The sequence below is a fragment of the Streptomyces sp. NPDC002386 genome (genome assembly GCF_053593175.1).
Genome location: NZ_JBSFBX010000003.1, coordinates 396,834 through 422,874, shown reverse-complemented (window position 1 = coordinate 422,874; position 26,041 = coordinate 396,834). Strand labels below are relative to the sequence as shown.

At 71.9% G+C, this 26,041-nt stretch carries 21 protein-coding genes and 1 tRNA gene; 14 read left to right on the top strand and 8 right to left on the bottom strand.

Translation table 11 applies throughout. The features are described from left to right. Nucleotides 1-164: 164 nt before the first annotated feature. Nucleotides 165-2,744, bottom strand: coding sequence for an ABC transporter permease (locus tag ACWCPN_RS09075; RefSeq protein ID WP_451203676.1), 2,580 nt, complete (start codon nucleotides 2,742-2,744; stop codon nucleotides 165-167). Further along, on the bottom strand, nucleotides 2,741-3,529 hold the full coding sequence (locus ACWCPN_RS09070; protein WP_451203674.1) for an ABC transporter ATP-binding protein: 789 nt from the start codon (nucleotides 3,527-3,529) through the stop codon (nucleotides 2,741-2,743). Before ACWCPN_RS09070 ends, ACWCPN_RS09075 begins: the two co-directional genes overlap by 4 nt. A gap of 600 nt (nucleotides 3,530-4,129) precedes the next feature. Between ACWCPN_RS09070 and ACWCPN_RS09065 the strand changes: the two genes are divergently transcribed. Both ACWCPN_RS09065 and ACWCPN_RS09060 read left to right on the top strand, forming a co-directional pair. Continuing rightward, complete coding sequence (locus ACWCPN_RS09065) at nucleotides 4,130-4,537, top strand: DUF485 domain-containing protein (RefSeq protein WP_451203672.1); 408 nt, start codon at nucleotides 4,130-4,132, stop codon at nucleotides 4,535-4,537. A 53-nt stretch (nucleotides 4,538-4,590) separates the two neighbouring features. After that, nucleotides 4,591-6,171, top strand: coding sequence for a sodium/solute symporter (locus tag ACWCPN_RS09060; RefSeq protein ID WP_451203825.1), 1,581 nt, complete (start codon nucleotides 4,591-4,593; stop codon nucleotides 6,169-6,171). 30 nt (nucleotides 6,172-6,201) lie between these two features. On the opposite strand, the gene ACWCPN_RS09055 is transcribed toward ACWCPN_RS09060, so the two are convergent. The 3 genes from ACWCPN_RS09055 to ACWCPN_RS09045 all read right to left on the bottom strand — a co-directional run bounded on the left by ACWCPN_RS09055 (nucleotide 6,202) and on the right by ACWCPN_RS09045 (nucleotide 11,279). Then, on the bottom strand, nucleotides 6,202-7,137 hold the full coding sequence (locus ACWCPN_RS09055) for a cellulose-binding protein (protein ID WP_451203670.1): 936 nt from the start codon (nucleotides 7,135-7,137) through the stop codon (nucleotides 6,202-6,204). A 202-nt stretch (nucleotides 7,138-7,339) separates the two neighbouring features. After that, nucleotides 7,340-10,243 carry an SUKH-4 family immunity protein gene (locus ACWCPN_RS09050; RefSeq protein ID WP_451203668.1) on the bottom strand — a complete coding sequence of 968 codons (2,904 nt, stop codon included), beginning with the start codon at nucleotides 10,241-10,243 and terminating at the stop codon, nucleotides 7,340-7,342. A 10-nt stretch (nucleotides 10,244-10,253) separates the two neighbouring features. Next, the gene (locus tag ACWCPN_RS09045; protein WP_451203666.1) at nucleotides 10,254-11,279 is read right to left on the bottom strand and encodes an SMI1/KNR4 family protein; all 1,026 of its coding nucleotides are present in this window, start codon (nucleotides 11,277-11,279) and stop codon (nucleotides 10,254-10,256) included. A gap of 263 nt (nucleotides 11,280-11,542) precedes the next feature. Here ACWCPN_RS09045 and ACWCPN_RS09040 point away from each other — a divergent pair, with 263 nt between their 5' ends. Together ACWCPN_RS09040 and ACWCPN_RS09035 are read left to right on the top strand one after the other, a co-directional pair. Further along, nucleotides 11,543-12,052, top strand: a complete 510-nt coding sequence (locus ACWCPN_RS09040; RefSeq protein WP_451203664.1) for a YwqJ-related putative deaminase — start codon at nucleotides 11,543-11,545, stop codon at nucleotides 12,050-12,052. 80 nt (nucleotides 12,053-12,132) lie between these two features. After that, entirely contained in the window at nucleotides 12,133-12,663 is a 531-nt protein-coding gene (locus ACWCPN_RS09035; RefSeq protein WP_451203662.1) for an SUKH-3 domain-containing protein, read from the top strand. Between the two features lie 185 nt (nucleotides 12,664-12,848). Here the strand turns inward: ACWCPN_RS09035 and ACWCPN_RS09030 are convergent, their stop codons facing one another. Continuing rightward, entirely contained in the window at nucleotides 12,849-14,150 is a 1,302-nt protein-coding gene (locus tag ACWCPN_RS09030) for a sensor histidine kinase (protein WP_392295455.1), read from the bottom strand. Nucleotides 14,151-14,310: 160 nt separating this feature from the next. Between ACWCPN_RS09030 and ACWCPN_RS09025 the strand changes: the two genes are divergently transcribed. The 8 genes from ACWCPN_RS09025 to ACWCPN_RS08990 all read left to right on the top strand — a co-directional run bounded on the left by ACWCPN_RS09025 (nucleotide 14,311) and on the right by ACWCPN_RS08990 (nucleotide 20,858). Continuing rightward, nucleotides 14,311-15,207, top strand: a complete 897-nt coding sequence (locus ACWCPN_RS09025; RefSeq protein ID WP_451203660.1) for a hypothetical protein — start codon at nucleotides 14,311-14,313, stop codon at nucleotides 15,205-15,207. Between the two features lie 7 nt (nucleotides 15,208-15,214). Further along, nucleotides 15,215-15,290 (top strand) — tRNA-Gln (locus ACWCPN_RS09020). 131 nt (nucleotides 15,291-15,421) lie between these two features. Beyond that, nucleotides 15,422-16,870, top strand: a complete 1,449-nt coding sequence (gene glmU / locus ACWCPN_RS09015; protein ID WP_451203658.1) for a bifunctional UDP-N-acetylglucosamine diphosphorylase/glucosamine-1-phosphate N-acetyltransferase GlmU — start codon at nucleotides 15,422-15,424, stop codon at nucleotides 16,868-16,870. A gap of 141 nt (nucleotides 16,871-17,011) precedes the next feature. Beyond that, nucleotides 17,012-17,992 (top strand): ribose-phosphate diphosphokinase, encoded by a 981-nt coding sequence (locus tag ACWCPN_RS09010; protein WP_199210839.1) that lies wholly within the window; start codon nucleotides 17,012-17,014, stop codon nucleotides 17,990-17,992. A 205-nt stretch (nucleotides 17,993-18,197) separates the two neighbouring features. Beyond that, nucleotides 18,198-18,797, top strand: a complete 600-nt coding sequence (locus tag ACWCPN_RS09005; protein WP_199210840.1) for a 50S ribosomal protein L25/general stress protein Ctc — start codon at nucleotides 18,198-18,200, stop codon at nucleotides 18,795-18,797. A 70-nt stretch (nucleotides 18,798-18,867) separates the two neighbouring features. Further along, nucleotides 18,868-19,470: an aminoacyl-tRNA hydrolase gene (gene pth, locus ACWCPN_RS09000; RefSeq protein WP_365126031.1), complete on the top strand. Its 603-nt coding sequence runs from the start codon at nucleotides 18,868-18,870 to the stop codon at nucleotides 19,468-19,470. A 52-nt stretch (nucleotides 19,471-19,522) separates the two neighbouring features. Further along, the gene (locus ACWCPN_RS08995; RefSeq protein ID WP_365126034.1) at nucleotides 19,523-20,026 is read left to right on the top strand and encodes a hypothetical protein; all 504 of its coding nucleotides are present in this window, start codon (nucleotides 19,523-19,525) and stop codon (nucleotides 20,024-20,026) included. Nucleotides 20,027-20,162: 136 nt separating this feature from the next. Further along, nucleotides 20,163-20,858: an LPXTG cell wall anchor domain-containing protein gene (locus tag ACWCPN_RS08990; RefSeq protein WP_451203655.1), complete on the top strand. Its 696-nt coding sequence runs from the start codon at nucleotides 20,163-20,165 to the stop codon at nucleotides 20,856-20,858. Nucleotides 20,859-20,939: 81 nt separating this feature from the next. On the opposite strand, the gene ppc is transcribed toward ACWCPN_RS08990, so the two are convergent. Beyond that, nucleotides 20,940-23,672 (bottom strand): phosphoenolpyruvate carboxylase, encoded by a 2,733-nt coding sequence (ppc, locus tag ACWCPN_RS08985; RefSeq protein WP_451203653.1) that lies wholly within the window; start codon nucleotides 23,670-23,672, stop codon nucleotides 20,940-20,942. Nucleotides 23,673-23,976: 304 nt separating this feature from the next. Between ppc and ACWCPN_RS08980 the strand changes: the two genes are divergently transcribed. Next, nucleotides 23,977-24,984 carry an acyl-CoA desaturase gene (locus ACWCPN_RS08980; RefSeq protein ID WP_451203651.1) on the top strand — a complete coding sequence of 336 codons (1,008 nt, stop codon included), beginning with the start codon at nucleotides 23,977-23,979 and terminating at the stop codon, nucleotides 24,982-24,984. Continuing rightward, the gene (locus ACWCPN_RS08975) at nucleotides 24,981-25,658 is read left to right on the top strand and encodes a TetR/AcrR family transcriptional regulator (RefSeq protein ID WP_250399399.1); all 678 of its coding nucleotides are present in this window, start codon (nucleotides 24,981-24,983) and stop codon (nucleotides 25,656-25,658) included. The genes ACWCPN_RS08980 and ACWCPN_RS08975 overlap by 4 nt, the downstream gene beginning before the upstream one ends. On the opposite strand, the gene ACWCPN_RS08970 is transcribed toward ACWCPN_RS08975, so the two are convergent. Then, complete coding sequence (locus ACWCPN_RS08970) at nucleotides 25,655-26,038, bottom strand: VOC family protein (RefSeq protein ID WP_451203649.1); 384 nt, start codon at nucleotides 26,036-26,038, stop codon at nucleotides 25,655-25,657. The two genes, ACWCPN_RS08975 and ACWCPN_RS08970, sit on opposite strands and share 4 nt — an antisense overlap. Nucleotides 26,039-26,041 lie beyond the last annotated feature (3 nt).

Sequence of the window (26,041 nt, the reverse complement as noted above, 5' to 3'; positions counted from 1 at the left end):
CGCGGAGCCGGCTTGGAGACACCGTGGAGACACGGAAGGCCCGCAGCCGGACGCGGCGGTACGAGTCCGTGACCGTGCCCGCGTGGCAGCGCCCGGCGCCGAGAAGTCCCCCGTGACTTCTCGGCGCCGGGCCCCCGTGCCCCCGTGTCCCCCGTCCGGGGTGGCTACTCGGTCGCGATCGCGTTCAGCACGTTCATCCGGCCCGCCCGGAACGCCGGGATCAGGGCGGCGAACAGGCCCACGAAGGCGGAGGCGACGAAGACCGTGATGATCGTCGGCCAGGGGATCTCCAGGACCTTCAGGCCCTCCAGCGCCAGCAGCTTCTGCGCGGTCGCACCCCAGCCCATGCCCAGGCCGAGGCCGAGCAGGGCGCCGAAGACCGCGATCACCACGGACTCCAGGCGGATCATGCGGCGCAGCTGGCGGCGGGAGAGGCCGATGGCCCGCATCAGGCCGATCTCCCGGGTCCGCTCGACCACCGACAGGGCCAGGGTGTTCACCACACCGAGGACGGCGACGATGATCGCGAGCGCCAGCAGGCCGTAGATCATGTTGAGCAGCTGGCCGATCTGGTCCTTCAGCGCCTGCTTGTAGTCGGTCTGGTCGCGGACGGTGTACTGCGGGTACTGGTGCAGGGCCGACCGCAGTCCCTTGTAGGCGGCGTCCTGCCGGCCGTCCTCGGCGCTGGCGAAGACGAGCTGGTCGAGCGGCATCCGGTCGGCCGGCACGTACTTGGCGAGCGTGGCGATGGACGTGTACTTGGCGCCCTGGTCGATCACCTCGTCGCTGCTGGTGATCGCGCGGACCGTGAGGCGGGCGGCGGACCCGTCCTTGAAGGCGACGCCGATCCTCGAACCGATGTGGATGCCGTGGGCCTTGGCGAACTTCTCGTGGACCGACATCGAGTCGGGCAGGTAGGCGTCCTTGAGATCACCGGCGACGGTCTTCTTGCGCAGGTCGGTCGCATACGTCGGATCGGCCGCGGTGATGTCGGTGTCCTTGAGCGTCTCGCCGTCGGGGGTGGTGAAGACCGCCTTGGTCGGCCGGTACTCGGTGATCCGCGCCAGGCCCGGCGTCGCCTTGATGGCCCGCACCGCCTGCGGGACGACCGGCGCCCCGTTGTCGTTCTGGATGATGAAGTCCGTGCCGACGGTCTTGTCGAGCTGGTCGGTGGCGGAGGCCACCATGGAGGAGCCGACGACCGACAGGCAGGCCACCAGGGCCAGGCCGATCATCAGGGCGGCGCCGGTGGCGCCGGTGCGGCGCGGGTTGCGCAGCGCGTTGCGCTCGGCCATCCGGCCGACCGGGCCGAAGATCCGCAGCAGGACCGCGCCGAGCACCCGGACCAGACCGCCGGCCAGCAGCGGGCCGATGACGACGAAGCCGATCAGCGTCAGCACCACGCCGAGGCCCAGCCAGCCGGAGCCGCCCTTGGCCTGGTCCGCGGAGGCGGCCGCGTACAGGCTCGCGGCGCCGGCCCCGGTCAGGGCCAGGCCGACGACGGCCCGCACGATCCCGGCCTTGGCGTCGGCCGGGGCGCTCGCGTCACGCAGCGCGGCCATCGGGGAGACCTTGCCGGCGCGCCGGGCGGGCAGGTAGGCGGACAGGACGGTGACGACCACACCGAGCAGCAGGCCGAGGGCGGGGGTGGTCCAGGCGACGGTCAGGTCGTCGGTGGACAGGTGCATGCCCATCTGGCCCATCAGCTTCATCAGGCCGACCGCGATGCCGACGCCCGCGCCGACACCGAGCACCGACCCGATCACGCCGAGCAGCAGCGCCTCGATCAGCACGGACCGGTTGACCTGGCCGCGCGAGGAGCCGATGGCCCGCATCAGGCCGATCTCGCGGGTGCGCTGGGCGACCAGCATCGAGAAGGTGTTGATGATGAGGAAGATGCCGACGAGGAAGGCGATCCCGGCGAAGCCGAGCATCGCGTACTTCATGACGTTCAGGAAGCTCTGGACGCTCTTCTGGTTGGCGTCGGCGACCTCCTTGGCGGTCTGCACCCGGTAGCCGTGGCCGAGCGCGGCGCTGACGTCGCGCTTCAGCCGTGCGTCGCTGACGCCCTTGTCGGCGGTGACGTTGACGTTGGTGTACACGCCGGTCCGGCCGACCAGGGTCTGCTGGGCGGTCTTCGTGTCCAGGTAGAAGATGGCCGCGCCGGGGTTGGTGACGGTGAAGGCGGCGATGCCGGACACCCGCGCGTGGTGGGTGCCGACGGCGGTGATGATCCCGATCTCGTCGCCGAGCTTCAGGTGGTGCTTGTCGACGGTGTCCGCGTCGACCATGACCTGACCGGGGCCCTTGGGCGCCGCTCCGGACGTGATCTTCATGGTGCGGGCGTCGTTGCCGTTCCAGCTTCCGACGATGGTCGGGGCGCCGCTGGTGGGCGAGAGCTTGTCCAGGTCGTGGTCGACGACGGTGACCGAGGTGGAGAACACCGTCCCCTCGGCCTTCGCGACGCCCCGGGCCCCGCGCACCTCGTCGACCACGGCGGCCGGCATGACCGGCGGCTTGCCGGTGTTGGAGGTGGTCTCACCGGTGTCGGAGGAGCCCTTGGCGCTGACCTGCACGTCCGAGGAGGTGGTCTGGAACAGCTTGTCGAAGGTGGTGTTCATCGTGTCCGTGAACACCAGCGTCCCGCACACGAAGGCCACCGACAGCAGCACCGCGATCGCCGACAGCGCCATCCGGCCCTTGTGGGCGAAGAAGTTGCGCATCGAGGTCTTGAGCACGGTCATGACGTGCGCCCCCGGGCGTCGAAGTCCTTCATGCGGTCCAGGACCTGCTCGGCCGTCGGCTGGTGCATCTCGTCGACGATCCGGCCGTCGGCGAGGTAGAGGACGCGGTCGGCGTAGGAGGCGGCGACGGGGTCGTGGGTGACCATCACGATGGTCTGCCCGAGTTCGGTGACGGAGCGGCGCAGGAAGCCCAGCACCTCGGCACCCGCGCGGGAGTCGAGGTTTCCGGTCGGCTCGTCACCGAAGATGATCTCCGGGCGGGCGGCGAGCGCGCGGGCCACCGCGACGCGCTGCTGCTGGCCGCCGGAGAGCTGGGTGGGCCGGTGCTTGAGCCGGTCGGCCAGCCCGACGGTCTCCACGACCTGGTCCAGCCACGCCCGGTCCGGCTTGCGGCCGGCGATGTCCATGGGGAGCGTGATGTTCTCGAGCGCGTTCAGCGTGGGCAGCAGGTTGAACGCCTGGAAGATGAACCCGATGCGGTCCCGGCGCAGCTTGGTGAGCTTCTTGTCCTTCAGGCCGGTGATCTCGGTCTCGTCCAGGTGGATCTGACCGCTCGTCACCGTGTCCAGGCCGGCGAGACAGTGCATGAGGGTGGACTTGCCGGACCCCGAGGGGCCCATGATCGCGGTGAACTGGCCGCGGGCGATGTCCACGTCGACGTGGTCCAGCGCGACGACACGGGTCTCGCCGGACCCGTACGCCTTGACGACCTGCCGGGCTCGCGCGGCGACGGCCGTAGGCCCTCCAGTGCCCCCGTGCCTGGGAATGGTCACAGCCGATGTCACGGTACGTCTCCTATGTCGGTCGACAGGTCGGTGGTGCGCCCCGGTCGCGGTGCGCCTGTTCCGGGTACGACGCCGAGTCTGGCGTGCGGCGGACGTGCCGCGCGCTGGTGCGAAGCCCCCTGTTGTGCGGGGGAAAACCCCACCCCCGCCGGTTCGGTCAGCCGCCCCCCGGCGGCGTAAAGCCAGGTTAAGGACGACGGTGGGCCCTCCTCGTCCTCCGCCGGGACGAACCCTCCCCGACCCGAAGTACGGAGATACCCCTAGGGGTCGTCCACCGTCGGGTGGAGACCCGCTCGGGGTTCGCTCCACCCTCCGCCCCGGAAAGGCTCCACCCTCCCGTCGCGTCAGGTTCAAGTGGCCGGGGCGCGGAACGGCCTCACACCGGCGGGCGGTACGGGCGCGGCCTCGCGAACGCCCTGGTTAACGCGGGTAACAACACGGGCGGGACACGGTTCGGTGGAGGAAGCGCATACCGACCGGCCAGTTCGGTGAAAAGCCCGCGCGGCCGTGACCCCGCGAGTAGCGTGCGTGACTCCGTTTCCACCCCCTACCTCCCTGCGGTCCGCCGCCACGGACCCGAGCCACGCAAGGAGCCCCGGGATGTCCTACGACCCGCCGCACTCCCCGTCGTACCCCACCTACCCCTGGCAGCCGGTACCCCCCGAACCGCCCCGCCCGCAGCGCGCCCCGGCCCGCGAACCCCTCGGGCACCACAGCGACCTGCGCGTGCTGCGCGGCGCCTACCGCTGGCAGCGCCGCACCGCGACCCTCACCGCACTCGGCTACTTCACGCTCTTCCTCGTGCTGTCCGCGTACGCCCCGGACGTCATGACGCGGGACATCGCCGACGGCATCCCGGCCGGCCTGCTGCTCGCCCTGCTCCAACTCCCGGTCACCTGGCTGGCGATCGCCCTGTACGAGCACACCGCGCGCCGCCATGTCGACCCGCTCGCCGACCGCATCCGCAAGGAGGCCGAGCTGGACGCGCGGCGGGGAGCGCTGCGGTGACCGCCCGCGCCCTCCCGGCGGACCTCTCCGGCTTCAGCGGCTCCGCCCAGGCCATGTCGCTGGTCGCGTTCTCCGCCGTGGCCACCCTCACCCTGCTGCTGTGCGTGATGACCGGCCCGGACCGGGACGACCTCGACGAGTTCTACACCGGCTACGGCACCCTGTCCCCGCTGCGCAACGGCCTGGCCATCGCCGGGGACTACATCTCCGCGGCGACCGTCCTCGGCACCGGCGGAGTGATCGCCCTGTGCGGTTACGACGGTGTCGTGCTCGCCCTCAGCACCGCCCTGTCGCTGCTGCTGCTGATGTTCCTGCTGGCCGAACCGCTGCGCAACGCGGGCCGGTTCACCATGGGCGACGCGCTGGCCCGCCGGATGCCCGGCCGCGCCGTGCGGATCACGGCCTGCGTGGTGACGATCGCCTCGCTGCTGCCGCTGATGCTGGTGCAGCTCGCCGGGACCGGACAGCTCATCGCGTTCCTCCTGGGCTTCTCCAACGAGTCCCTCAAGACCGGCTGCGTCGTGGGACTCGGCGCGCTGATGATCGCCTACGCGGCGATCGGCGGCATGAAGGGCACCGCGCTCATCCAGATCCTGAAGATCGTGATGCTGCTCGGCTCCGGCGCCGTCGTCGCCGTACTGATCCTGCACCGCTTCGACTGGGACCCGGGCGCCCTGTTCCAGGCGGCGGCACGGCAGAGCGGCGCCGGTCCGGCCTTCCTGCACTCCGGGCTGCAGTTCGCCGGGCACTCGAACGCCCGCCTGGACATGATCACCTCCGAGCTGACCATCGTCCTCGGCGGCGCCTGCCTGCCCCACATCACCATGCGCATGTACACCGCCTCCAGCGCCCGCCAGGTGCGCCGGTCGCTGTCCTGGGCGGTGTCGCTCGTGGCGCTGTTCGTGCTGGTCATCACGGTGATCGGATTCGGCGCCACGGCCCTGGTCGGCCGCACGGCGATCGCGGCGGCCGACCAGCAGGGCAACACCGCCTATCTGCTGGGCTCCCGGGCGGTGTTCGGCGTGGACGTCTCCACGACGGAGAGCTTCCTGTTCACCCTGGTCACCACGGCGCTCTTCCTGACCCTGCTCGCCTCGGTCGCCGGGATGATCCTCGCCTGCGCCAACTCCCTGGCCCACGACGTGTTCGCCGCCCGGGTGCAGGAGATGCCGGCCCGCCGGGAGATGGCCCTGGCCCGCCTCTCCGCGCTCGCCATCGGGGTGCCCACGATCCTGCTGGCCACCCTGGTGCAGCACCACAGCCTGCAGCCGCTGGTGACGCTCTCCTTCTGCCTCGGCGCCTCCGCGCTCGCGCCCGCCCTCGTCTACAGCCTCTTCTGGCGCCGCTACACCCGCGCCGGCCTCATGGGCACCCTGCTCGGGGGCTCGCTGGCCGTGCTGCTGCTCATGCCGGGCACCAACCTCGTCTCCGGTTCGCCCGTCTCGGCCTTCCCGGGCGCCGACTTCAACTGGTTCCCGTTCACCACGACCGGCATCGTCTCCATCCCGGCCGGCTTCTTCTTCGGCTGGCTGGGCACGGTCGTCTCCGGCCGCCGCAAGGCGGAGGAACAGCGGCGCCAGTACGAGGCGGTGGAGGGCTGGATCCTGGCGGGCGCGGTCCGCAGGGGCGGCTGAGCCGGGGCGGCGCGGCGCCGAACCACCGCGTCAGGGGGTGTCCTCCGGCTCACGCAGCCCGGAGCCGGACGGCACCCCCTGCTCCTGCTCCACCCTGCCGGTCAGGGTGACGAGGCTGTTGCGCACGGAGTCCATGTGCGTCTGGACCTCGTCCCACATCTCGCTGTGCTCGCGCAGTACCCGCTCGGTCTCCTGGGCGATGCGCTTCTCCTCCGTGTGCGCCTCGTCGACGATCTCGACGGCGCGCACCCGCGCCCGCTCCTCGCAGCGGCGCGCGGCCTCCTCGGCCTCACCGAGCGCCCGCTCCGCCTCGGCGACCCGGGCCTCCGCGCCGGCGATCCGCTCGGCCTGGCAGGCCTCCAGCGCGACCAGCCGCTCGGCCTCCTCGCGCTCCACCGCCGCCAGCCGCTCCGACTGCTCGCCGGCCTGCTCGGCGGAGAGTCCGTCGATGCGCTCGCGCACCTCACGCAGGGCGGCGAGCGCCTCCGCGCGCCGCTCCTTCACCCCGCGCCGTGCGCCGATCCGCACTTCGTCGGCCTCCGCGCGCGCGGCGAGGACGATCCGGCGGGCGTGCTCCACGGCCTCCTCGCGCAAGACGTCCGCCGCCTCCCGCGCGGCCTGGTGCACCTCCGAGGCGTACGCCTCGGCCTCCATGATCTCGTCCTGCGCCGCCTGCCGCGCACCCTCGCGAACCTCCGCCGCCTCCCGCAGCACCAGTTGGTACAGCTGCGCGGCCCGCTCCCCCAGCGACTCGTACGTCTGCGGCACCAGTTCCCCGACGGTCTCGCGCAGCCGCGCCGCCTCCGCCTCCATGTCCTTGGCGAGCACGGTCAGCCGCGCGGCGCGCTCCCACGCGGCGTCCCGGTCCTGCGACAGCGCCTCCAGATACGCGTCGACCTGATCGGGGCGGTAGCCGCGCCCCCGGACGGTCTCGAGGCCGTACGGCGTCGTCGATGCGCTGCTCACCCTGGGAGCCCCTCTCCGCCGGACATACACGACATAATGATTTCGCGCATATCCTGCTAGACAGGACGTAAGTATGCATAACGCGACACTCCGCAGAGATGTCACGGGCGAGATCTCACGTGCCGGCGCGCGGAAAGCACTCAGGCCCTCCACGCACACGCGTGGAGGGCCTTGAGGTTGAGGGGGCCTCAGCGGGCGCGGGCTACAGCAGCCCGTCCCACATCTGCTCCAGCAGCACCGACCACCAGCTCTCCGGCGACCCCAGCGCCGCCGGGTCCAGCGCGGCCAGCTGCGCCTGGAAGTCGACCGTCCAGCGGCCCGCCTGCTCCTGGTTGAGCCCGTGCCGCAGCCGCCACATCCGCCCCAGCAGCGCCAGGCACCGCGCGAACTCCGGCAGACCGGTGTTCACGAACTGCGGCGGCACCGGAGCGCCGCCCGGCCCGGCCTCCACCGGAACGGCCACGATGTTCGCCGTCCCGTACTGCACACACACCGCCCGGCCGAAGTCCGTACCCATCACCAGGTACGACCCCGCGTCCGGGGCCGGCTGCACACCGCGCTCCGCCGCCAGCTCCGCCAGCGTCGGCACCGGACGGCCCGGCTGGGCCTGCGCCCAGAAGAACGGCCCCAGGTCCACCGGGAGTCCGGCCACCACCAGCGTGTGCGCCACGACCGGCGGCACACCCTGCCGCGACACCGCCTGCTGCTCGAACCTGAAGACGCCCGGCCCGAACACCGCCGCCAGTTCCTGCCCGATCGCCTCCGGCGGGACCGGCGGCGCCGGCTGCACCGGCGGCAGCGGCGCCCGCACCGGAGCCGGCCGGGCCGGGCCGTCGGCGACCTGGTGCAGCTCGCCCTGGTGCGCCAGCAACTGCTGCATGCCCTGCTGCCGGCTCGCGTGGTCCGTGCCGTACGGCGCGATGCTCGTGATCCGCGCCTGCGGCCACTGCTCCCGGATCATCCGCGCGCAGTACGCCCCCGGCAGCTCACACGACTCCAGCTCCGTGTGCAGCTCCAGCACCTGGTCCGGCGGCACGTTCATCGCCCGCAGCTCATGGAAGATCTGCCACTCCGGATGCGGCGTGCCCGGCGCCGAACGCCGGATCAGCTGCTGCTCCGAACCGTCCTGCGCGCGGTAGCGCAGCACCGCCTGGTACCCCGGACCCACCGTCGGCTGCCCCTGCTGCGGATAGCCGTACGCGGGAGGCTGCCCGGGAAGCGGACCACCCGGCGGCGGCATCGCACCCGGAGGCATCGCGCCCGGAGGCATCGCCCCCGGGTGCATCGGCTGCGGAGGCATCGGCTGCTGCGGCGGCTGCGGGGCACCCATCGGCCCCGGAACGCCCGGGGCACCCGGAGCGCCCGGCGGCATACCGGGCGGGCCGGCCGCGGGCGGCGGCGCTCCCGGGCCGCCCACGGGCGGCGCCGCCAGCACGGTCTCCGCGTGGTGCACCGCGCCACGCCCACCACCGGGGGCACCAGGGGCGGCGGGCACGCCGGGAACGCCCGGGGCGCCCGGCGGCTGGGGCGCACCGGGGGCGGGAGGCATCGGCATGCCCGGGGTGGCCAGCATCGTGGCCGCGTGGGGGGCGTCGCCCGGCGGCGTACCGCCGGGGACACCCGGCGCACCGGGCGGCTGGGGAGCAGCCGGAGCACCGGGAGCACCGGGGCCCTCGGGGCCGAGCGCCGACACGAGCTGCGTCGGCACGTACCCGCCCGCGGGCCCACCCGGCGCGGGCGGCGGGGGCGTGCCCCCCGGACGCGCGCCCGGCGCACCCGGGGCACCCGGCGGCGGAGGCGGCGCGCCCAGCCCGGCGCGCGGCTTGCGCGGCGGCGGCGCGGCCTTGCTGGTCGCCGCGTCCGCGATGTCCCCGGCGTTCGGCGCGAGCGGCCGCTCCGGACAGGCCGGCGGCTGCGGCGCGTCCGGCATCGCACCCGGCGCCTGCGGATGGCCGTACACCGGCGCGCCCGGAGGCGGCGGAGGCGTGGCGCCCGGAGGCGGCGGGGTGGCACCCGGCCCGGGCGGCGGGGGCGTACCCGGTGCCGCCGGCGGCTGCGGATGGCCGTACGACGGCATGCCCGGAGGCGGGACGGCACCCGGTCCGGCTCCCGGCGCGCCAGGGGCGGCGGGCGGAGTACCGGGCGCACCCGGCGGAACGTCAGGGGCTCCCTGCCGGCCCGGTGCGCCCAGCGCCGGCGCGACCGCCGTGGGCGGCAGCGCGCTGCCGCCGGACATCAGCGCCGTCTTGGCGTCCGGCGCGGCGGCCGGCGGCCGCGGCGCGTCGCCGTCCGGCTCGCCCAGCGGCGGCGCGAACACCGTTGCCGGCAAGGGCACCGAACGGTCCTCGCCGGAATCCGCGTTGGTGTCGGTACCCGCCCACGGCGTGGCCCCGACGGGTGCCTCCGGCGCGCTCGGCACGCCGGGCGCGCTCGGCGCCACGGGCCCACCGGCAGGCGCGCTCGGCTGACCGGGCACGCCCGCGCCCGGCGTGGCGCCCGCCCCGGCGGCCGGCCACGAGGCACCGCTGCCGGAGCCGGCCGCCGGCGGAACCGCGTCCGAGGGCCCCGCAGCCGGCACCCCGGCCTGCGTCTCGGCGAGCGCCCCGCCGACCGCACCCGAACCGGCGGCGACAGCCGAACCGGCGACAGCACCCGAACCGGCGGCGCCAGCACCGGAATCCGCGGCGCCGGCCGCGGTCCCGGACGACTCACCCGACCGGCGGTCCGGAATGCCCATCTTGTCCGCCGCCTCCTGCAACCACTCCGGCGGCGTCAGCAGGAACGACGTCTGATTCAGGTCCACCCGGGCCGGAGCCTGCGCCGGCACCGCGTCCCGCACCTCGTCGACGCGCCCGTACTCCTCCTCGTACCGGCGGATCACCTCACCCACCGGCAGCGCCGGCCACAGCGTCGCCTCACCGCTGTCCCGGGCGATGACGAGACGCTGCCCGCCCGCATCCGACCGCGGCCCCTCGGCACGGTCCTCGCCCCACACCACGAAGCCCAGCTCGAACTCCCGCACCCGCACCTCCCGATGCTGGTACGCGGGCACGTCACCGTTGATCCATTCCTCGGCGCGCTCCTGCGCCTGCGCAAAGGTCACCATCGCTCGCAGCTCACTCCCCCACCGGCACGGAAGACACCGGGACGGCACGCGCGAAACCGCCGTCCACCATCAGGCTCGCCACCGTCTCCAACTCCGGCGGATTGCCCGCCAGCCGGGAGAGGAACGCGTCGAAGTCGTCACCGCACGACAGCAGCAACCGCTCCACCCGCTCCGCGGGCGGCCACGAGGCATCCACGTCCCGTGCGTCGTCGTACGCGCAGAACCACACCGAACCGACCCGTTCGCCACGCACCTTCACCGCGAGCAGACCGCCCTGCACGAAACCGACGCCCAGGTAGTCCTTCGTCAGGTGGTCGCGCAGGCACTTGTTGACGTACACCAGGTCGTTGACGGCGGCCTCGTCCCGCACCGTGAAGAACGGCTGGTCCAGCAACAGCCCCAGCTCGGCGTCCAGCGCCGCGCCCACCGGCGCGCAGCCGCCCGCCGCCTTCAGGAACGAGCGGTACGCGCCCGGAAGGCGGTACCCCAGTTCCTCCTCGACGGCCTGCACCTGCGACTCCGTCACCGCCACGCCCGACTTCGGCAGCCCGAAGTGCGCCGGACGCGTCTCCTGCAACGGCCGCGTACCGCGCTTGCCGTGGTCCACCCGGGCCGTCGCCACCCCGCCGTGATGCCGCAGCAGCGCCTTCACGTCGACCGGGACCAGCTCCAACCGCCGCGAACCCGCGACGTGATGCCACGTCCAGCCGTGCGGCGTCGCCACGTCCGGCACCGTGTCCCACAACTCGTGCCCCGTCGCGGCCAGTGCCGCGTTCGCCGACACGTAGTCCGTCAGCCGGAGCTCGTCGACCCCGAAACCCTCCGGCGGATCGGCGATCTCCGCCGCCGCGCGCGCGTACGCCGAGAAATCCGGGTAACCATGCTCATCGACCCGTACCCCTCTCGGGTGACGTGCCGCCCGAACCGGATCCGGGAAGTGCACGACCTGCCCGGCATAAGCCGCGTTCGGCGGCGCGGCTTGTCCCCCAGCCTGGCGGCTGGGCGGTGCCCCCAGCCCGAGCCGACCTGTCGTCATGGCGGTTGCCCCCTGCGGCGTTCTCTCTGGCCTGAACGGCGGTGTCGATCGCGGATGCCGACAGCCTAAGCGGTACGGGCACACCGGTCACCGGCCCGCCGCCCCACCCCGCAACATCCCGCCTCCACTTCCGTGACCAGCCGTCATCCCAGCGTGACGGCACCACCCGACCCGGGCGTGTCGCGCCGCCCCAGCTTCCGCACCAGGCACGGCATTTGGCACTCTGTGTCCTTCGGGGCACTCCCCGGGGAGGGAAAACGCACATGAACGCGACGCAGACCGGAGGAGCCGAGGTGCGGGCGGGCGACCCGCGCATCGGCTGGAGCGGCACCCACGCGCCCGCCGCCCCCGCCCTCCACCACCGCCGCGACGGCATCCTCCCCACGATCGCCGCCGCCCTCTCCGTCCGCGGCACCACCCTCACGGGCACCGCCGCCCGCGGCGACCAGCCACCAGCCCTGCACCCCCTCGTACAGGACTTCCTCGACACCCTCACCAGCGCCCAGCGCGACCGCTTCACCGGACGCTGCGCCGAGACCATCCTCATCTCCCGGCACATCACCGCCGCCGACGCGGCCCGCAGCAGGCGCGCCGCCCGCAAGCCCATGACGAACGGCGAAGCCCGCAAAGTCCTCAAGCAGGCCAAACTCACCACCCGCCGTATACGCGAGGACGGCGACCCGCTCCACGGCAACTTCGCCACCCCCTGCCGCGCCTGCACCGCCCTGAGCGCCCACTTCGGCGTCCGCGTCGTCGACCCCGCCGACGACTGAACCCTCGCCGGCCCCGCACCGCGGGGCCGGCGAGAACGCCCCGCACCACCCGCACAGCACGCACGACGATCGAAGGGCAGATGCACCCCGACCGCAGCTCCTCCCCCAGTCTCGGCTTCGCTCGACCGGGGGGACCCCCATCCCGCTTCCCCGTCCCCGTCGACGCCGCCCTGCGCGCCGCCGGCTGGCAGCCCGGGCGCTGGGACATAAAGCAAGCGGAGTTCTGGGCCGACACCCTGCGCGAGCACACCTCACCCGCCGGGCACCGGCACACCGTCTTCCCGGCGGCCGTGGAGGCGTGGGCCGAGTTCGGCGGACTGCGCATCGTCCCCACCGGCCCCGGCCGCCGGGTCGCCCCCGCGACCCTGCACCTCGACCCCCTGCACGGCCTCCACCTCGCCCGAACCCTCGGCGACCTCGGCCGCGCCCTCGGCACCGAGGTCAGCCCCCTCGGCGAGGAGACCGACACCTCCGCGCTCCTCGCCATCGACACCGAGGGCCGCGTCTACGCCCTCGACCACACCGGCGACTGGTACCTCGGCCCCGACATCGACCAGGCCCTGTCGACCCTCGTCGCCGGCGCCGAACCCGCCCGCCTCACCACGGCCTGACCCGGCCCGGCACCCGCCTCAGCCGGGGAACAGGGACACCCTCACCCCGCCGGCACCCGCGGGCATCCCCCCACGACCGTCGGCCCGACACGACCACCCCACCCGGCACCGTCCCCCGCCGCGGCATCACCACCGCCCGACACCGCCGGGCACCGGCCGCCCCTCGGTCGAGAACGGCGCCACCCTCACACCGCCGGAATCACCGCCGACACCCGGAAGCCCCCCACGTCCGTCGGCCCCGACACGAACACCCCGCCCAGCGCCAGCACCCGCTCCCGCATCCCCAGCAGGCCGTTGCCGCCCGACGGCAGTCCAGCCGCCGACGCGGACCCCGGCTCCGGCGGCGGTCCGTTCTCCACCTGCATCGCGATCTCCCCGCCCCGGTGCGCGAGCCGCACGTACGTCTTCGCGCCCCCCGCGTGCTTGTGCACGTTCGTCAGCGCCTCCTGCACCACCCGGTACGCCGTCTGCTCCACCTCCGCCGCGTACGAGCGCGCCTCCCCCTCCACCGACAGGTCGACCACCATCCCCGCCGCGGCCGACTGCCCCACCAGCTCCTCCAGCTCCGACAGACACGGCCCCTCCTCCTCGGCCGCCCCCGAAGCCGCCCGCGCCGCGGCCACCCCGACCGCCGCCAACGGCACCGCCGCCGCCCTGCGCCCCGCGTCCTCCCCGGCCCGCAGCACCCCGAGCATCTCGCGCAGCTCGGTCAGCGCCTGCCGGCCCATGTCCCCCACGAGCGCGGCGTTCCGCACCGCCTTCTCCGGGTCCTTCCGCGCCACCGCCTGCAACGCCGCCGCGTGCACCACCATCAGACTCACCCGGTGCGCGACCACGTCGTGCATCTCCCGGGCGATCCGCGTCCGCTCCTCGTTGCGCGCCCACTGGGCCCGCTCCTCCGCCCGCTCCGCGAGCAACTGGAGCTCCCGCTCCAGCGAGTCCGCCCGCTCCCGCAGGCTCTCCATCAGCCGGCGCCGCGCGCCGACGTACAGACCGAGCAGCAGCGGCGGGGCCGTCAGCCCCAGCGACGTCGTGATCGAGGCGAACGGCACGAACCAGTCGCCCAGCGTCAGATCACCCCGCGCCATGTCCTGGCGCACCCGCACGAACGTCACGATCATCGTGCCCACCAGCGACATCCCCGCCAGTGCCACGATGATCCGCCGCGGCAGCTCGCACGCCGCCAGCGTGTACAGCCCGACGATGCCCATCAGGAAGCCCATCTGGGCCGGCGTGATCGCGATCGCGACCAGCACGACGGCGATCGGCCACTTCCTGCGCACCAGCAGCACGGAGCCGGCGATCAACCCGAACACGATCCCCACCGACACCGGGACACCCGCGTCCCGGGCGAACGGAATCCCCTCCGCGCCGCACTCCACCGCCGACACCAGCGCGAGACTCCCGTCGAGCACCGCACTGCGCCACCTGGCCCACCACCACGGGCCGGTCAGGGCCCTGGTGTGCTCTTCCCCCGTCGTGGTCATGCCTCCAGCCTACGGGCGGCGGCCGTGCCATTTCCGGTGACTTTCACCTACCTCCACACACCACACCCCGTAATCGAATGACACCTGAACCCCCCGGAATCCCTCGAACAGCTGAACCCCGCCCGTTCGACCCCGGAGCCGGTCATTCCGCCCGGACGGTATGCCAATGACACATTCATCGAGCAGGAACGGCAGGTACGAGGACTTCGAAACGTTGCGGAAGCGAGCGATCGCGCTGCGCCGGGAGGGGCACAGCCTCCGACAGATCCGCGACGAGCTGAAGGTCTTCAACAACGACATCCTCAACCGGCTCGTGAAGGGCGAACCGCCCCCGGAATGGACGAAACGCCCGAACGCCAAGGACGACCTCCGGGAGAAGGCGCGGGAACTGCGCCTCAAGGGATGGACGTACGACCGGATCCAGGTCGCGCTGGGCTGCTCCAGGAGTTCGGTGTCGCTATGGGTACGCGACCTGCCGAGGCCGGCTCCGCGCTACACACCGGAGGAGCAACAGGAACTGATGCGCACTGGACTGGCACGCAGATACGCAGCCGTGGACCGCGAGCGTGAAGCAACGAAGCGGGCCGCAGCCGACTCGGTCGGCAAGCTGTCCGAACGGGATCTGTTCCTGACAGGCGTCGCTCTCTACTGGGCCGAGGGTGCAAAGGACAAGCCGTATGCCCGGCGCGAGAACGTGCAGTTCGTCAACAGCGATCCAGGCGTGATCCGGGTCTATCTGGCCTGGCTGGATCTGCTCGGCGTGGAGCCCGACCGGCGCCGGTACCGTCTCATGATCCACGCGACAGGTGACGGCGAGGGCGCCATCCAGTACTGGGCCGACCTCGTGGGCGTGGAAGCCGACACCTTCCAGCGGACGACCATCAAGAAGCACAACCCGAAGACCGTCCGCAAGAACGTGGGCGAGAACTACCGGGGCTGCCTTGTGATCAATGTTCTGCAGGGGGCAGAGCTGTACCGTCGCATCGACGGCTGGTGGAGAGGCATCGTGAAGGGTGTCTCCGGGATCACGCCACCACCCTCCTCGGGTATGGTCTGAGACGCTGTCCCCCGTGGTGTAACTGGCAGCACACTGGTTTTTGGTACCAGCAGGACAAGGTTCGAATCCTTGCGGGGGAGCCACAGCACACACGGTCCAGGTTCGGGCCCTGACCGGTGACAGCACCGTCAGGGCCCGCACTCATATCCGCCCCAACGCGCCCCGGTATCCTGCGGCTGTCACCCCCACCCATCCAGAGCCGAAGGGCAACCCCGTGAGCGCCATTCGCCCGGCAGCCGTCGTCGTTCTTGCAGCGGGTGAGGGCACCCGTATGAAGTCGGCCACACCGAAGGTCCTGCACCAGATCTGCGGCCGTTCCCTCGTGGGCCATGTGCTGGCCGCCGCCCGTGAGTTGGATCCGGCGAACCTGGTCGTCGTCGTGGGGCACGCCCGTGAGCAGGTCACCGCGCACCTGGGCGAGATCGACCCCGGCGTCCGCACGGCCGTGCAGGAGCAGCAGAACGGCACCGGGCACGCGGTGCGGATGGGCCTGGAGGAGCTGGGCGGCCCGGTCGACGGGACCGTGGTCGTGGTGTGCGGGGACACCCCACTGCTGACCGCGGACACGCTGCGGCGGCTCGCGGAGACCCACGCCGCCGACGGCAACGCCGTGACGGTCCTGACCGCGGAGGTCCCGGACGCCACCGGTTACGGCCGGATCGTGCGTGACGAGGCGTCGGGTGCCGTGACGGCGATCGTGGAGCACAAGGACGCCTCGGAGGCCCAGCGGTCGATCCGCGAGATCAACAGCGGGGTCTTCGCGTTCGACGGGCGGCTGCTGGCGGACGCGCTGAAGAAGGTGCGGACGAACAACAGCCAGGGCGAGGAGTACCTGACGGACGTGCTCGGCATCCTGCGCGAGGCGGGGCACCGGGTCGGCGCGTCGGTGGCGGGCGACCACCGGGAGATCGCGGGGATCAACAACCGGGTGCAGCTCGCGGAGGCGCGCCGCACCCTGAACGACCGTCTGCTGACGCGGGCGATGCTGGACGGCGTGACGGTGGTGGACCCGGCGTCGACGTGGGTGGACGTGACGGTGACGTTCGAGCGGGACTCGGTGGTGTATCCGAACACGCTGCTGTCGGGTGCGACGCTGATCGGTGAGGGCGCCGAGGTGGGTCCGAACAGCCGGCTGAACGACACCCGGGTCGGCGCGGGGGCGCGGGTGGACAACACGGTGTCGGACGGCGCGCGGATCGGCGCGGGGGCGTCCGTGGGCCCGTACGCGTATCTGCGGCCCGGTACGCGGCTCGGCGCGAAGGCCAAGATCGGTACGTACGTGGAGACGAAGAACTCGTCGATCGGCGAGGGCACGAAGGTTCCGCATCTGTCGTACGTCGGTGACGCGACCATCGGTGACTTCTCGAACATCGGTGCGGCGAGTGTGTTCGTGAACTACGACGGGGAGAGCAAGCACCACACGACGGTCGGGTCGCACTGCAAGACCGGTTCGGACAACATGTTTGTGGCTCCTGTCACGGTCGGGGACGGTGCGTACACCGCCGCCGGGTCCGTGATCACGAAGGACGTGCCGCCCGGTTCGCTGGCCGTGGCCCGTGGTCAGCAGCGGAATATCGAGGGTTGGGTGGCTCGCAAGCGTCCCGGGAGCGCGGCCGCGAAGGCGGCCGAGGCGGCGTCCCGGCAGGGCCCTGACGAGGACTGACGGGAAACGAGCGCGTCGAAGACGGCGTACCGTGATAAGTGGACAACCGCACCCCTACCAGCTGATTCGGCCTCTCGCGCCGAGCCGAGTGGTGGCTTGAGCAGCCGGCTGGCTTTTAGAGACCTCTGAGGAGACTGTGCTGTGACCGGGATCAAGACGACCGGCGAGAAGAAGATGATGTTCTTCTCCGGCCGCGCCCACCCCGAGCTTGCCGAGGAGGTCGCCCAGCAGCTGGGTGTCGGGGTTGTCCCGACGAAGGCCTTCGACTTCGCCAATGGCGAGATCTATGTGCGCTACCAGGAGTCGGCGCGGGGCGCCGACTGCTTCCTGATCCAGAGCCACACGGCGCCGATCAACAAGTGGATCATGGAGCAGCTCATCATGATCGACGCGTTGAAGCGCGCGTCGGCCCGTTCCATCACGGTGATCGTGCCGTTCTACGGTTACGCGCGGCAGGACAAGAAGCACCGGGGCCGTGAACCGATCTCGGCGCGTCTGATCGCGGATCTGATGAAGACCGCGGGCGCGGACCGGATCCTGACCGTGGATCTGCACACGGACCAGATCCAGGGCTTCTTCGACGGTCCGGTGGACCACCTGTTCGCGCTGCCGCTGCTGGCGGACTACGTGGGCGGCAAGGTGGACCGGGAGAAGCTGACCGTCGTGTCGCCGGACGCCGGCCGGGTGCGGGTGGCGGACCGCTGGTGCGACCGGCTGGGCGCGCCCCTCGCCATCGTGCACAAGCGCCGGGACAAGGACGTGGCCAACCAGGTCACGGTGCACGAGGTCGTCGGTGACGTGAAGGGCCGCATCTGCGTTCTGGTGGACGACATGATCGACACCGGTGGCACGATCTGCGCCGCGGCGGACGCGCTGTTCGCGCACGGTGCGGAGGACGTCATCGTGACGGCGACGCACGGTGTGCTGTCGGGTCCGGCGGCGGACCGGCTGAAGAACTCGCGGGTGAGCGAGTTCGTGTTCACGAACACGCTGCCGACGCCGGGCGAGCTGTCCGGGGACCTGGACAAGATCAAGGTTCTGTCGATCGCTCCGACGATCGCGAGCGCGGTGCGTGAGGTCTTCGAGGACGGGTCGGTTACCAGCCTCTTCGACGAGCAGTGAGGTTTCTGCAACCCACCGCGGTGAGCTAGCCGAAGATCCTTTTGGAGGCGGCCTCCCCTGCCGAGTAGACTGCTGCAGTTGCTCGGCGAGGGAGGCCGTTCCCGTTTCCACGGGGTACGGCTGTCCGTTATCGACGCGCTCTTCGTAGCAGGCCGTTCGTGGCCGGGTGACCACGTCCGTCTCTGTCTTTCGAGGAGTGATCAGCATGTCCGAGGTGAAGCTCACCGCCGCCACGCGCAGCGAGTTCGGCAAGGGTGCCGCCCGTCGTATCCGTCGTGACAACAAGGTCCCGGGTGTCCTGTACGGCCACGGTTCCGAGCCGCTGCACCTGACCCTGCCGGGCCACGAGCTGCTGCTGGCGCTGCGTACGCCGAACGTCCTGATCTCGCTGGACATCGACGGCAAGACCAACGAGCTGGCGATCCCGAAGTCCGTGCAGCGCGACCCGATCAAGGGCTTCCTGGAGCACGTCGACCTGCTGCTGGTCAAGCGCGGCGAGAAGGTCACGGTCGAGATCCCGGTGCAGACCGAGGGCGAGCTGGCCCCGGGCGGCAACCTGCTCGAGCACGTGCTGAACGCGCTCCCGGTCGAGGCCGAGGCCACGCACATCCCCGAGGCCGTCACCGTCTCCGTCGAGGGCCTGGAGGCCGGTGCCTCCATCCACGCCAAGGACATCACGCTGCCGTCCGGCGTGACCCTGGCCGTCGAGGAGGACGCGGTCGTCCTTCAGGTCCTGGCCGCGCAGGCCGAGGAGGCCCCGGAGGGCGAGGAGACCGAAGGCGCCGAAGAGGTCGCCGAGGCCTGATCCTCGTAGTCGTCGTTTCGTCAGCCGCTGTTCCCCGAGGGGGACGGCGGCTGGCGCGTATCAAGGAGACATGGACGTGAGCACTCCCGCAGAGGGCCCCTGGCTGATCGTGGGGCTCGGCAATCCCGGGCCGGAGTACGCGATGAACCGGCACAACGTCGGTTTCATGGTGGTGGACCTGCTCGCCGGGCGGATCGGGGGGAAGTTCAAGCGGGCGGGCAAGGCGCAGGCGCAGGTGCTGGAGGGGCGGATCGGTCCGATGGGGCCGGCGAACCGCCGGGTGATCCTGGCGAAGCCGATGTCGTTCATGAATCTGTCGGGCGGCCCGGTGAACGCGCTGCGGGACTTCTACAAGGTGCCGCCGGCGAACGTCGTGGCGGTGCACGACGAACTCGACATCGACTACGGGGTGCTGCGGCTGAAGCTGGGCGGCGGCGACAACGGGCACAACGGTCTGAAGTCGATGACGAAGGCGATGAGCGCGGACTACCACCGGGTGCGGTTCGGGATCGGCCGGCCGCCGGGGCGGATGCAGGTGGCGGACTTCGTGCTGAAGGACTTCTCGTCGTCGGAGCGCAAGGAGCTGGACTACTTCGTGGACCGGGCGGCCGACGCGGTGGAGTGCCTGGTGACGGAGGGGCTCGAGCGGGCGCAGAGCACCTACAACTCCTGACTTGTCCGGTCTTGGCTCCCAACGGAGTTGACCGGCAGTAGGGGTATGGCCAATGATCCCCGCCATGCCCGCCTCAGCCACCACTGCCCGCCAGGCCTCCGTGACCGCGCTGCGGTTCGGGCGGGTCGCGGCGATGGGCGCCGTAGCCGTGCTGATCCTGTTCGCCGGGGTGTGGGGGTCCTGGGGGACCGCGCAGCACGTGATGCTGACCAAGGGGCGCGAGCGGGGCACGATCCGGGTCACCGGCTGCGCGGAGGACGTCTGCTCCGGCCCGTTCACGCCGGCCTCCGCCGGGGCCGGGGCACGCGCGCGCGTGGAGATCGCGCGGACGGTCGCGGTGCGCAAGGGCCGGACGTACGACGTGGTGGTGAAGCCGGGGTCGGCCGACGTGGTGCGGTCGGGTCCCGCGGGTGTGCTGTACGCGTGGGTGCCGTTCGGCGGGGCGCTGCTGCTGGCGTCGGTCGTGGTGGCGGGCGGCATGCGGTGGATCCGGGTGGCGTGGGCGCTGGCCGGAGCGGGTGCGGCGCTGCTGACTGCGGCGTTCGTGTCACTGTGACTTGGTTGGGCCGTTCTTCACATGTGTAGGGGCCCTGTGTGTTGTCCGTTCGTGATTGACCAGGCGTCGGGCCGGGCCGGAAGCTGAACCGCCCCCTCCACATCTTCCCGTCCCTGTCGCGTAGATGGACTGCCCTATGCCCACCCCCACCCGCGTCGGCGTTCTGACCGCCGTCGCCTCGGCGGCGCTGTTCGCCGTCCCCACCGCCGCTCACGCCACCGCTCCCGGTGACAACGGCACCGTAAAGATCCACGATGCCCGGACCGGCGAGGAACCGCGCCGCAACGAACCGCACGTGTGCACCTTCTACCTGGACGCCTTCGGCTTCGACGGCGTGCAGCGGGTCGACTGGCACATCGAGGCCTGGGCGCCGACGGCGTCCGTGAAGGGCGCGACCGTGAAGTCCGGCGCGCTCACGCTGGACGCCGGCGGTCATGGCCGTACGGAGGATCTGTCGCTGCCGGACGGCCACTACAAGCTGTTCTGGAACTTCGAGGGCGAGAAGGGCGCGGCGAAGCACAAGGTGTTCTGGACGGACTGCGCGGGCTCCGAGGGGGGCGCGGGCGCGCCGTCCGGTTCGGCGTCGGCGTCCGCTCCGGTGCCGGGCTCCTCGTCGGCCGCTTCGCCGTCGTCCTCGTCCGGCTCGGTGCCGGGTGCGCCGGCGTCCGGCTCGCCGTCCCCGGCGGTGTCCTCGTCGCCGTCCGCCCAGGGTGCCGCCGGCGACCTGGCAAAGACGGGCAACGGCGCTCCGGTGGGCCTGTTGTCGGCCGCCGCCGCGGCGCTGGTCGGCGCGGGCGGCTATCTGGTGGCCCGGCGGGTGCGGCGCGGCTGAGACCGCCGAGACCACGGTGAACGGACGGGTGCCCCCGCGGTCGTGCGACCGCGGGGGCACCCGTGTGTGCGGTGGGGGCGGTCAGCCGGTGTTGCGCAGGCCCGCGGCCACGCCGTTGACGGTGAGGAGCAGGGCGCGGGCGAGCAGCGGGTCGGCGGCGGCGCCCTCGGCGGCCGCGTCGCGCTGCCGCTTGAGCAGGGTGACCTGGAGGTAGGAGATGGGATCGAGGTAGGCGTCGCGGATGGAGAAGGTCTGCTTGAGGGCGGGGGCGGCGTCGAGGAGTTCGTCCTCGCCGGTGATCTTCAGGACCTCGCGGACGGTGAGTTCGTGTTCGGCCTTGATGGTGTCGAACACGTGCTTGAGCTCGTCGGGGACGAGGGTGTCGACGTAGTGCTGGGCGATCCGCAGGTCGGTCTTGGCCAGGGTCATCTCGACGTTGGAGATGAAGTTGCGGAAGAAGTGCCACTGCTCGTGCATCTCGTCCAGGACGGTGTCCAGGCCGCTCTCGCGCAGGGCCTTCAGGCCGGAGCCGACGCCGAACCAGCCGGGGACGATCTGCCGGGACTGGGTCCAGCCGAACACCCACGGGATGGCGCGCAGGCCGTCGAGCGAGACGCCGGAGCCGGGGCGGCGGGAGGGCCGGGAGCCCAGGTGCAGGTCGGCGAGCTGGTCCACCGGCGTGGACGCGAGGAAGTACGTCGGCAGGTCGGGGTCCTCGACCAGGCGGCGGTAGGCGCCGTGGGCGGCGTCGGAGACGACGTCCATGGCGGCGTCCCAGCGGGCGAGGGCCTCGTCGGACTGGCGGGGCGCGGTGTGCAGGGCGGAGGCCTGCAGGGTGGCGGCGACGGTCAGTTCGAGGTTCTCGCGGGCGAGGGAGGGGATGAGGTACTTGTCGGAGATGACCTCGCCCTGTTCGGTGACCTTGATCTCGCCCTCGAGGGTGCCCCAGGGCTGGGCGAGGATGGCGTCGTGGGAGGGGCCGCCGCCGCGGCCGACGGTGCCGCCGCGGCCGTGGAAGAGGCGCAGCCGCACGCCGTAGCGGTGGGCGACGTCGCGCAGCCGGCGCTGGGCGCGGTGGATCTCCCACTGGCTGGTGGTGATGCCGCCGAACTTCGAGGAGTCGGAGTAGCCGAGCATGACCTCCTGGACGTCGCCGCGCAGCGCGACCAGGCGCCGGTAGGACGGGTCGGAGAGCATGTCCTCGAGGATGGTGTCGGCGGCGCGCAGCTCGTCGGTGGTCTCCAGCAGCGGCACGATGCCGATCTTCGCCCAGCCGGCGTGCAGGTCGACGAGGCCCGCCTCGCGGGCGAGGACGGCGGCGGCGAAGACGTCGTCGGCGCCCTGGCACATGGAGATGATGTAGGACTCGATGACCTCGGGTCCGAAGACCTCCAGGGCCTTCTTCACGGTCTGGAAGACGCCGAGGGTCTTGGCGCCGGCGGCGTCGACGGGGGCCGGGACGGGCGCGAGGGGCCTGCGGGAGCGCAGTTCCTTGGCGAGGAGCCGGGCCCGGTAGTCGCGGGGCATGTCGGCGTAGCGCCAGGACTCCTCGCCGAGGCGGTCGAAGAGCTGGCCGAGGGCGTGGTGGTGGGCGTCGGCGTGTTCGCGGACGTCCATGGTGGCGAGCTGGAGGCCGAAGGCGGCGAGGGTGCGGATGGTGCGGGCGAGGCGGCCGTCGGCGAAGAGGCCGCCGCGGTGCTCGCGCAGCGAGGTCTGGATGATGCGGAGGTCCGCGAGCAGCTCGCCGGTGCCGAGGTAGTCGCGGCCGTCCTGGTGGGGGGTGCCCTTGGCGAGGCGCTGCTTGGTGTTCTCCAGCTTCTGCCGGATGCAGGTGGCCTTGAGCCGGTAGGGCTCCTCGGCGTTGAGGCGCTTGTAGCGGGGGCTGATCTCGGGAAGCTGTTCGAGGTCGGCGTTCAGCGACTCCAGCAGTTCCTCGGTGGCTCCGGCGTAGCGGATGGAGTTGGAGAGCAGGCCGCGCAGTTCGTCGATCATCTCCAGGGCGTCGTTGATGCCGTGCTCGTGCTGGAGGATGAGGACGTCCCAGGTGACCTGGGGGGTGACGTTGGGGTTGCCGTCGCGGTCGCCGCCGATCCAGGTGCCGAAGGTGAGCGGGCGGGTGGCGTCGGGCAGCCTGACGCCGACGCGCTCGAGTTCGGCGGTGAGGTCCTCGAGGACGTCGCCGACGGCGTCGGCGTGCAGTTCGTCGAGGTAGTAGATGGCGTTGCGGGCCTCGTCGGCGGGTTCGGGACGGACGACGCGCAGTTCGTCGGTCTGCCAGACGAGGTCGATGTTCTCGGCGAGGCGGATGTCGTGGCGGCGGCGGTCGGAGTCGAGGACGGGGGTGTCCAGGAGCGCGGCGACGCGCCGGAGCTTGTTGAGCACGGACCGGCGCGCGGCCTCGGTGGGGTGCGCCGTGAACACGGGGCGGACGTTGAGGTGCTCGACGGTCTGCCGCAGGTGCTCGGGGTCGGCGTCCTTGAGGCGGTCCGCGGTACGGGCGAGGAGGCCGCCCTCGGCGGCGCGGCGGGCGCGCAGCTCGCGGCCGCGGTGGACCTGCTCGGTGACGTTGGCCAGGTGGAAGTAGGTGGAGAAGGCGCGGACCAGCTTGGCGGCGGTCTCCAGTTCGGTGCCGCGCAGCAGCTCGGCGGCGGCCTCGCCGTCCTCCCGGGTGAGGCGGCGGACCTTCTCCACCAGGTCGAGGAGTTCGGGGCCTTCCTGACGTACGAGGGTCTCGCCCAGGAGGTCACCCAGCCGGCGGATGTCGGCGCGCAGCTCGCTGCTGGTCGTGGTGGTCTGGTCGTCGGCACTGCTCACAGGTGCGGCTCCTTGCAGTGTTGAAGCTCGTCTGGAGGGAACCCGGACGTCCGCCCACCGCGCGGCGGGTGCCGCATACGGGCCGAGGGGTCCGGGAAGGAATCAGAGCGGACCGCGCTGTCCGACCGACTTCAAGGATAGGTGTCCCCTCGGACGCGCAGGCTCTCGGGCTCTTGCCGCCGGACGGCACGCTGACATACTTACGATGCCGTAGGTTACGGAACCGTAGGGAAGGTCGCTCGATCCCCCGCCGGTTCCGGCGGCCCGGCATCTGCCTCGACCCTAGACCCCACAGGGGACTCGCATGACCTCTAGTTCCGATGTGATCGACGAAGCCCGTAAGGCCAACGACACCTCCATCTCCTCCGCCACGCTGGGCGGCGAGCAGAAGCGCTCGATCGAGCAGATCACGCTGCTCCTGTTCATCACGGTGCCGTTCCTGGCACTGGTGGCGGCCGTGCCGCTGGCCTGGGGCTGGGGGGTGAGCTGGCTCGATCTGGGCCTGCTGGTGTTCTTCTACTTCCTGGGGTGCCACGGCATCACGATCGGTTTCCACCGGTACTTCACCCATGGCTCCTTCAAGGCGAAGCGGCCCCTGCGGATCGCGCTGGCGATCATGGGGTCCCTGGCGGTCGAGGGGCCGCTGGTGCGCTGGGTGGCGGACCACCGAAGGCACCACAAGTTCTCCGACGCGGAGGGTGACCCGCACTCGCCGTGGCGGTTCGGGGAGACGGTCCCGGCGTTGATCAAGGGCCTGTGGTGGGCGCACATCGCCTGGATGTTCGACGAGGAGCAGACGCCGCAGGAGAAGTACGCGCCGGACCTGATCAAGGACCCGGCGCTGCGGGCGATCTCCCGCCAGTTCGTGCTGTGGACCGTCGTGTCGCTGGCGCTGCCCCCGCTGATCGGCGGCCTGGTGACCATGTCCTGGTGGGGCGCGTTCACCGCGTTCTTCTGGGGTTCACTCGTCCGGGTGGCACTGCTGCATCACGTGACGTGGTCGATCAACTCGATCTGTCACGCGGTGGGCAAGCGGCCGTTCAAGTCGCGGGACCGCTCGGGCAACGTGTGGTGGCTGGCGGTCCTGTCGTGCGGGGAGTCCTGGCACAACCTGCACCACGCCGACCCGACCTCGGCGCGGCACGGGGTGATGCGCGGCCAGGTCGACTCCTCGGCGCGGTTCATCCGCTGGTTCGAGCTGCTCGGCTGGGCGTACGACGTGCGCTGGCCGTCACGCTCGCGTATCGATTCGCGGCGCGACACCGGTGAAGGAGACTCCCGGCTCCGGAAGGAAGCAGCCGAGGCGGCATGATTGACGCCGTGGCGACCGACTCCAGCAGCACTCCGAGCAACGACAAGCAGCGGCGGACCCGCCGGACCCGGATGACCGGCGCCGAGCGCCGCCAGCAGCTGCTGGAGATCGGTCGCACCCTGTTCGCGGCGAAGGGCTTCGAGGGCACGTCGGTGGAGGAGATCGCGGCGAAGGCCGGGGTGTCCAAGCCGGTGGTGTACGAGCACTTCGGCGGCAAGGAGGGCCTGTACGCGGTGGTGGTCGACCGTGAGATGCGGCGGCTGCTGGACATGGTGACCGGCTCGCTGACCGCGGGGCATCCGCGTGAGCTGTGCGAGCAGGCGGCCTTCGCGCTCCTGGACTACATCGAGGAGTACACGGACGGTTTCCGCATCCTGGTCCGCGACTCCCCCATCCCCCAGTCGACGGGGTCCTTCGCCTCCCTCATCTCGGACATCGCCACCCAGGTGGAGGACATCCTGGGCCGCGAGTTCAAGTCCCGCGGCTTCGACCCGAAGCTGGCCCCGCTGTACGCCCAGGCGCTGGTCGGCATGGTCGCGCTGACCGGCCAGTGGTGGCTGGACGTGCGCCGGCCGAAGAAGGCGGAGGTCGCGGCGCACCTGGTCAACCTGGCCTGGCACGGCCTGGACGGCCTGGAGCAGAAGCCGCGGCTGATAGGGCACCGGAAGGCCTAGGGGGCGTCCGGCGCCGGGTCCCGGCAGGGCTCCAGGAACTCGAGCCGGTTGCCCGCCGGGTCCGCGGAGAAGAAGCGCCGGTGGCCTGGCAGGTCGCCGTCCCAGACGACCGGCGCTCCGTGAGCGGTGAGCCGGGCCGCGCAGGCGTCGATGTCCGTGACCCGCAGCCCCGGGTGGGCCTGCTGGGCGGGTCGGAAGTCGTCCTCGGCACCCAGGTGCAGATGGACCTCCCCCGCCCGGAACCAGCAGCCGCCGCGCGCGGCGAGCACCGGCGGCTTGGGGATCTCCGTCATACCGAGGACACCGGCGTGGAAGGCCCGCATGGTGTCCTCGGAGCCGGGCGGGACGGCGAGCTGGACGTGGTCGAGCGCGACGAGCATGTC

Coding starts and splice junctions, on each gene's coding strand:
- ACWCPN_RS09075 (WP_451203676.1), bottom strand. CDS start 2,744: ATGACCGTGCTCAAGACCTCGATGCGCAACTTCTTCGCCCACAAGGGC.
- ACWCPN_RS09065 (WP_451203672.1), top strand. CDS start 4,130: ATGTCCTACGACCCGCCGCACTCCCCGTCGTACCCCACCTACCCCTGG.
- ACWCPN_RS09060 (WP_451203825.1), top strand. CDS start 4,591: ATGTCGCTGGTCGCGTTCTCCGCCGTGGCCACCCTCACCCTGCTGCTG.
- ACWCPN_RS09050 (WP_451203668.1), bottom strand. CDS start 10,243: ATGGTGACCTTTGCGCAGGCGCAGGAGCGCGCCGAGGAATGGATCAAC.
- ACWCPN_RS09045 (WP_451203666.1), bottom strand. CDS start 11,279: ATGACGACAGGTCGGCTCGGGCTGGGGGCACCGCCCAGCCGCCAGGCT.
- ACWCPN_RS09040 (WP_451203664.1), top strand. CDS start 11,543: ATGAACGCGACGCAGACCGGAGGAGCCGAGGTGCGGGCGGGCGACCCG.
- ACWCPN_RS09035 (WP_451203662.1), top strand. CDS start 12,133: ATGCACCCCGACCGCAGCTCCTCCCCCAGTCTCGGCTTCGCTCGACCG.
- ACWCPN_RS09030 (WP_392295455.1), bottom strand. CDS start 14,150: ATGACCACGACGGGGGAAGAGCACACCAGGGCCCTGACCGGCCCGTGG.
- ACWCPN_RS09025 (WP_451203660.1), top strand. CDS start 14,311: ATGCCAATGACACATTCATCGAGCAGGAACGGCAGGTACGAGGACTTC.
- ACWCPN_RS09005 (WP_199210840.1), top strand. CDS start 18,198: ATGTCCGAGGTGAAGCTCACCGCCGCCACGCGCAGCGAGTTCGGCAAG.
- pth (WP_365126031.1), top strand. CDS start 18,868: ATGGACGTGAGCACTCCCGCAGAGGGCCCCTGGCTGATCGTGGGGCTC.
- ACWCPN_RS08995 (WP_365126034.1), top strand. CDS start 19,523: ATGATCCCCGCCATGCCCGCCTCAGCCACCACTGCCCGCCAGGCCTCC.
- ACWCPN_RS08990 (WP_451203655.1), top strand. CDS start 20,163: ATGCCCACCCCCACCCGCGTCGGCGTTCTGACCGCCGTCGCCTCGGCG.
- ACWCPN_RS08980 (WP_451203651.1), top strand. CDS start 23,977: ATGACCTCTAGTTCCGATGTGATCGACGAAGCCCGTAAGGCCAACGAC.
- ACWCPN_RS08975 (WP_250399399.1), top strand. CDS start 24,981: ATGATTGACGCCGTGGCGACCGACTCCAGCAGCACTCCGAGCAACGAC.
- ACWCPN_RS08970 (WP_451203649.1), bottom strand. CDS start 26,038: ATGCTCGTCGCGCTCGACCACGTCCAGCTCGCCGTCCCGCCCGGCTCC.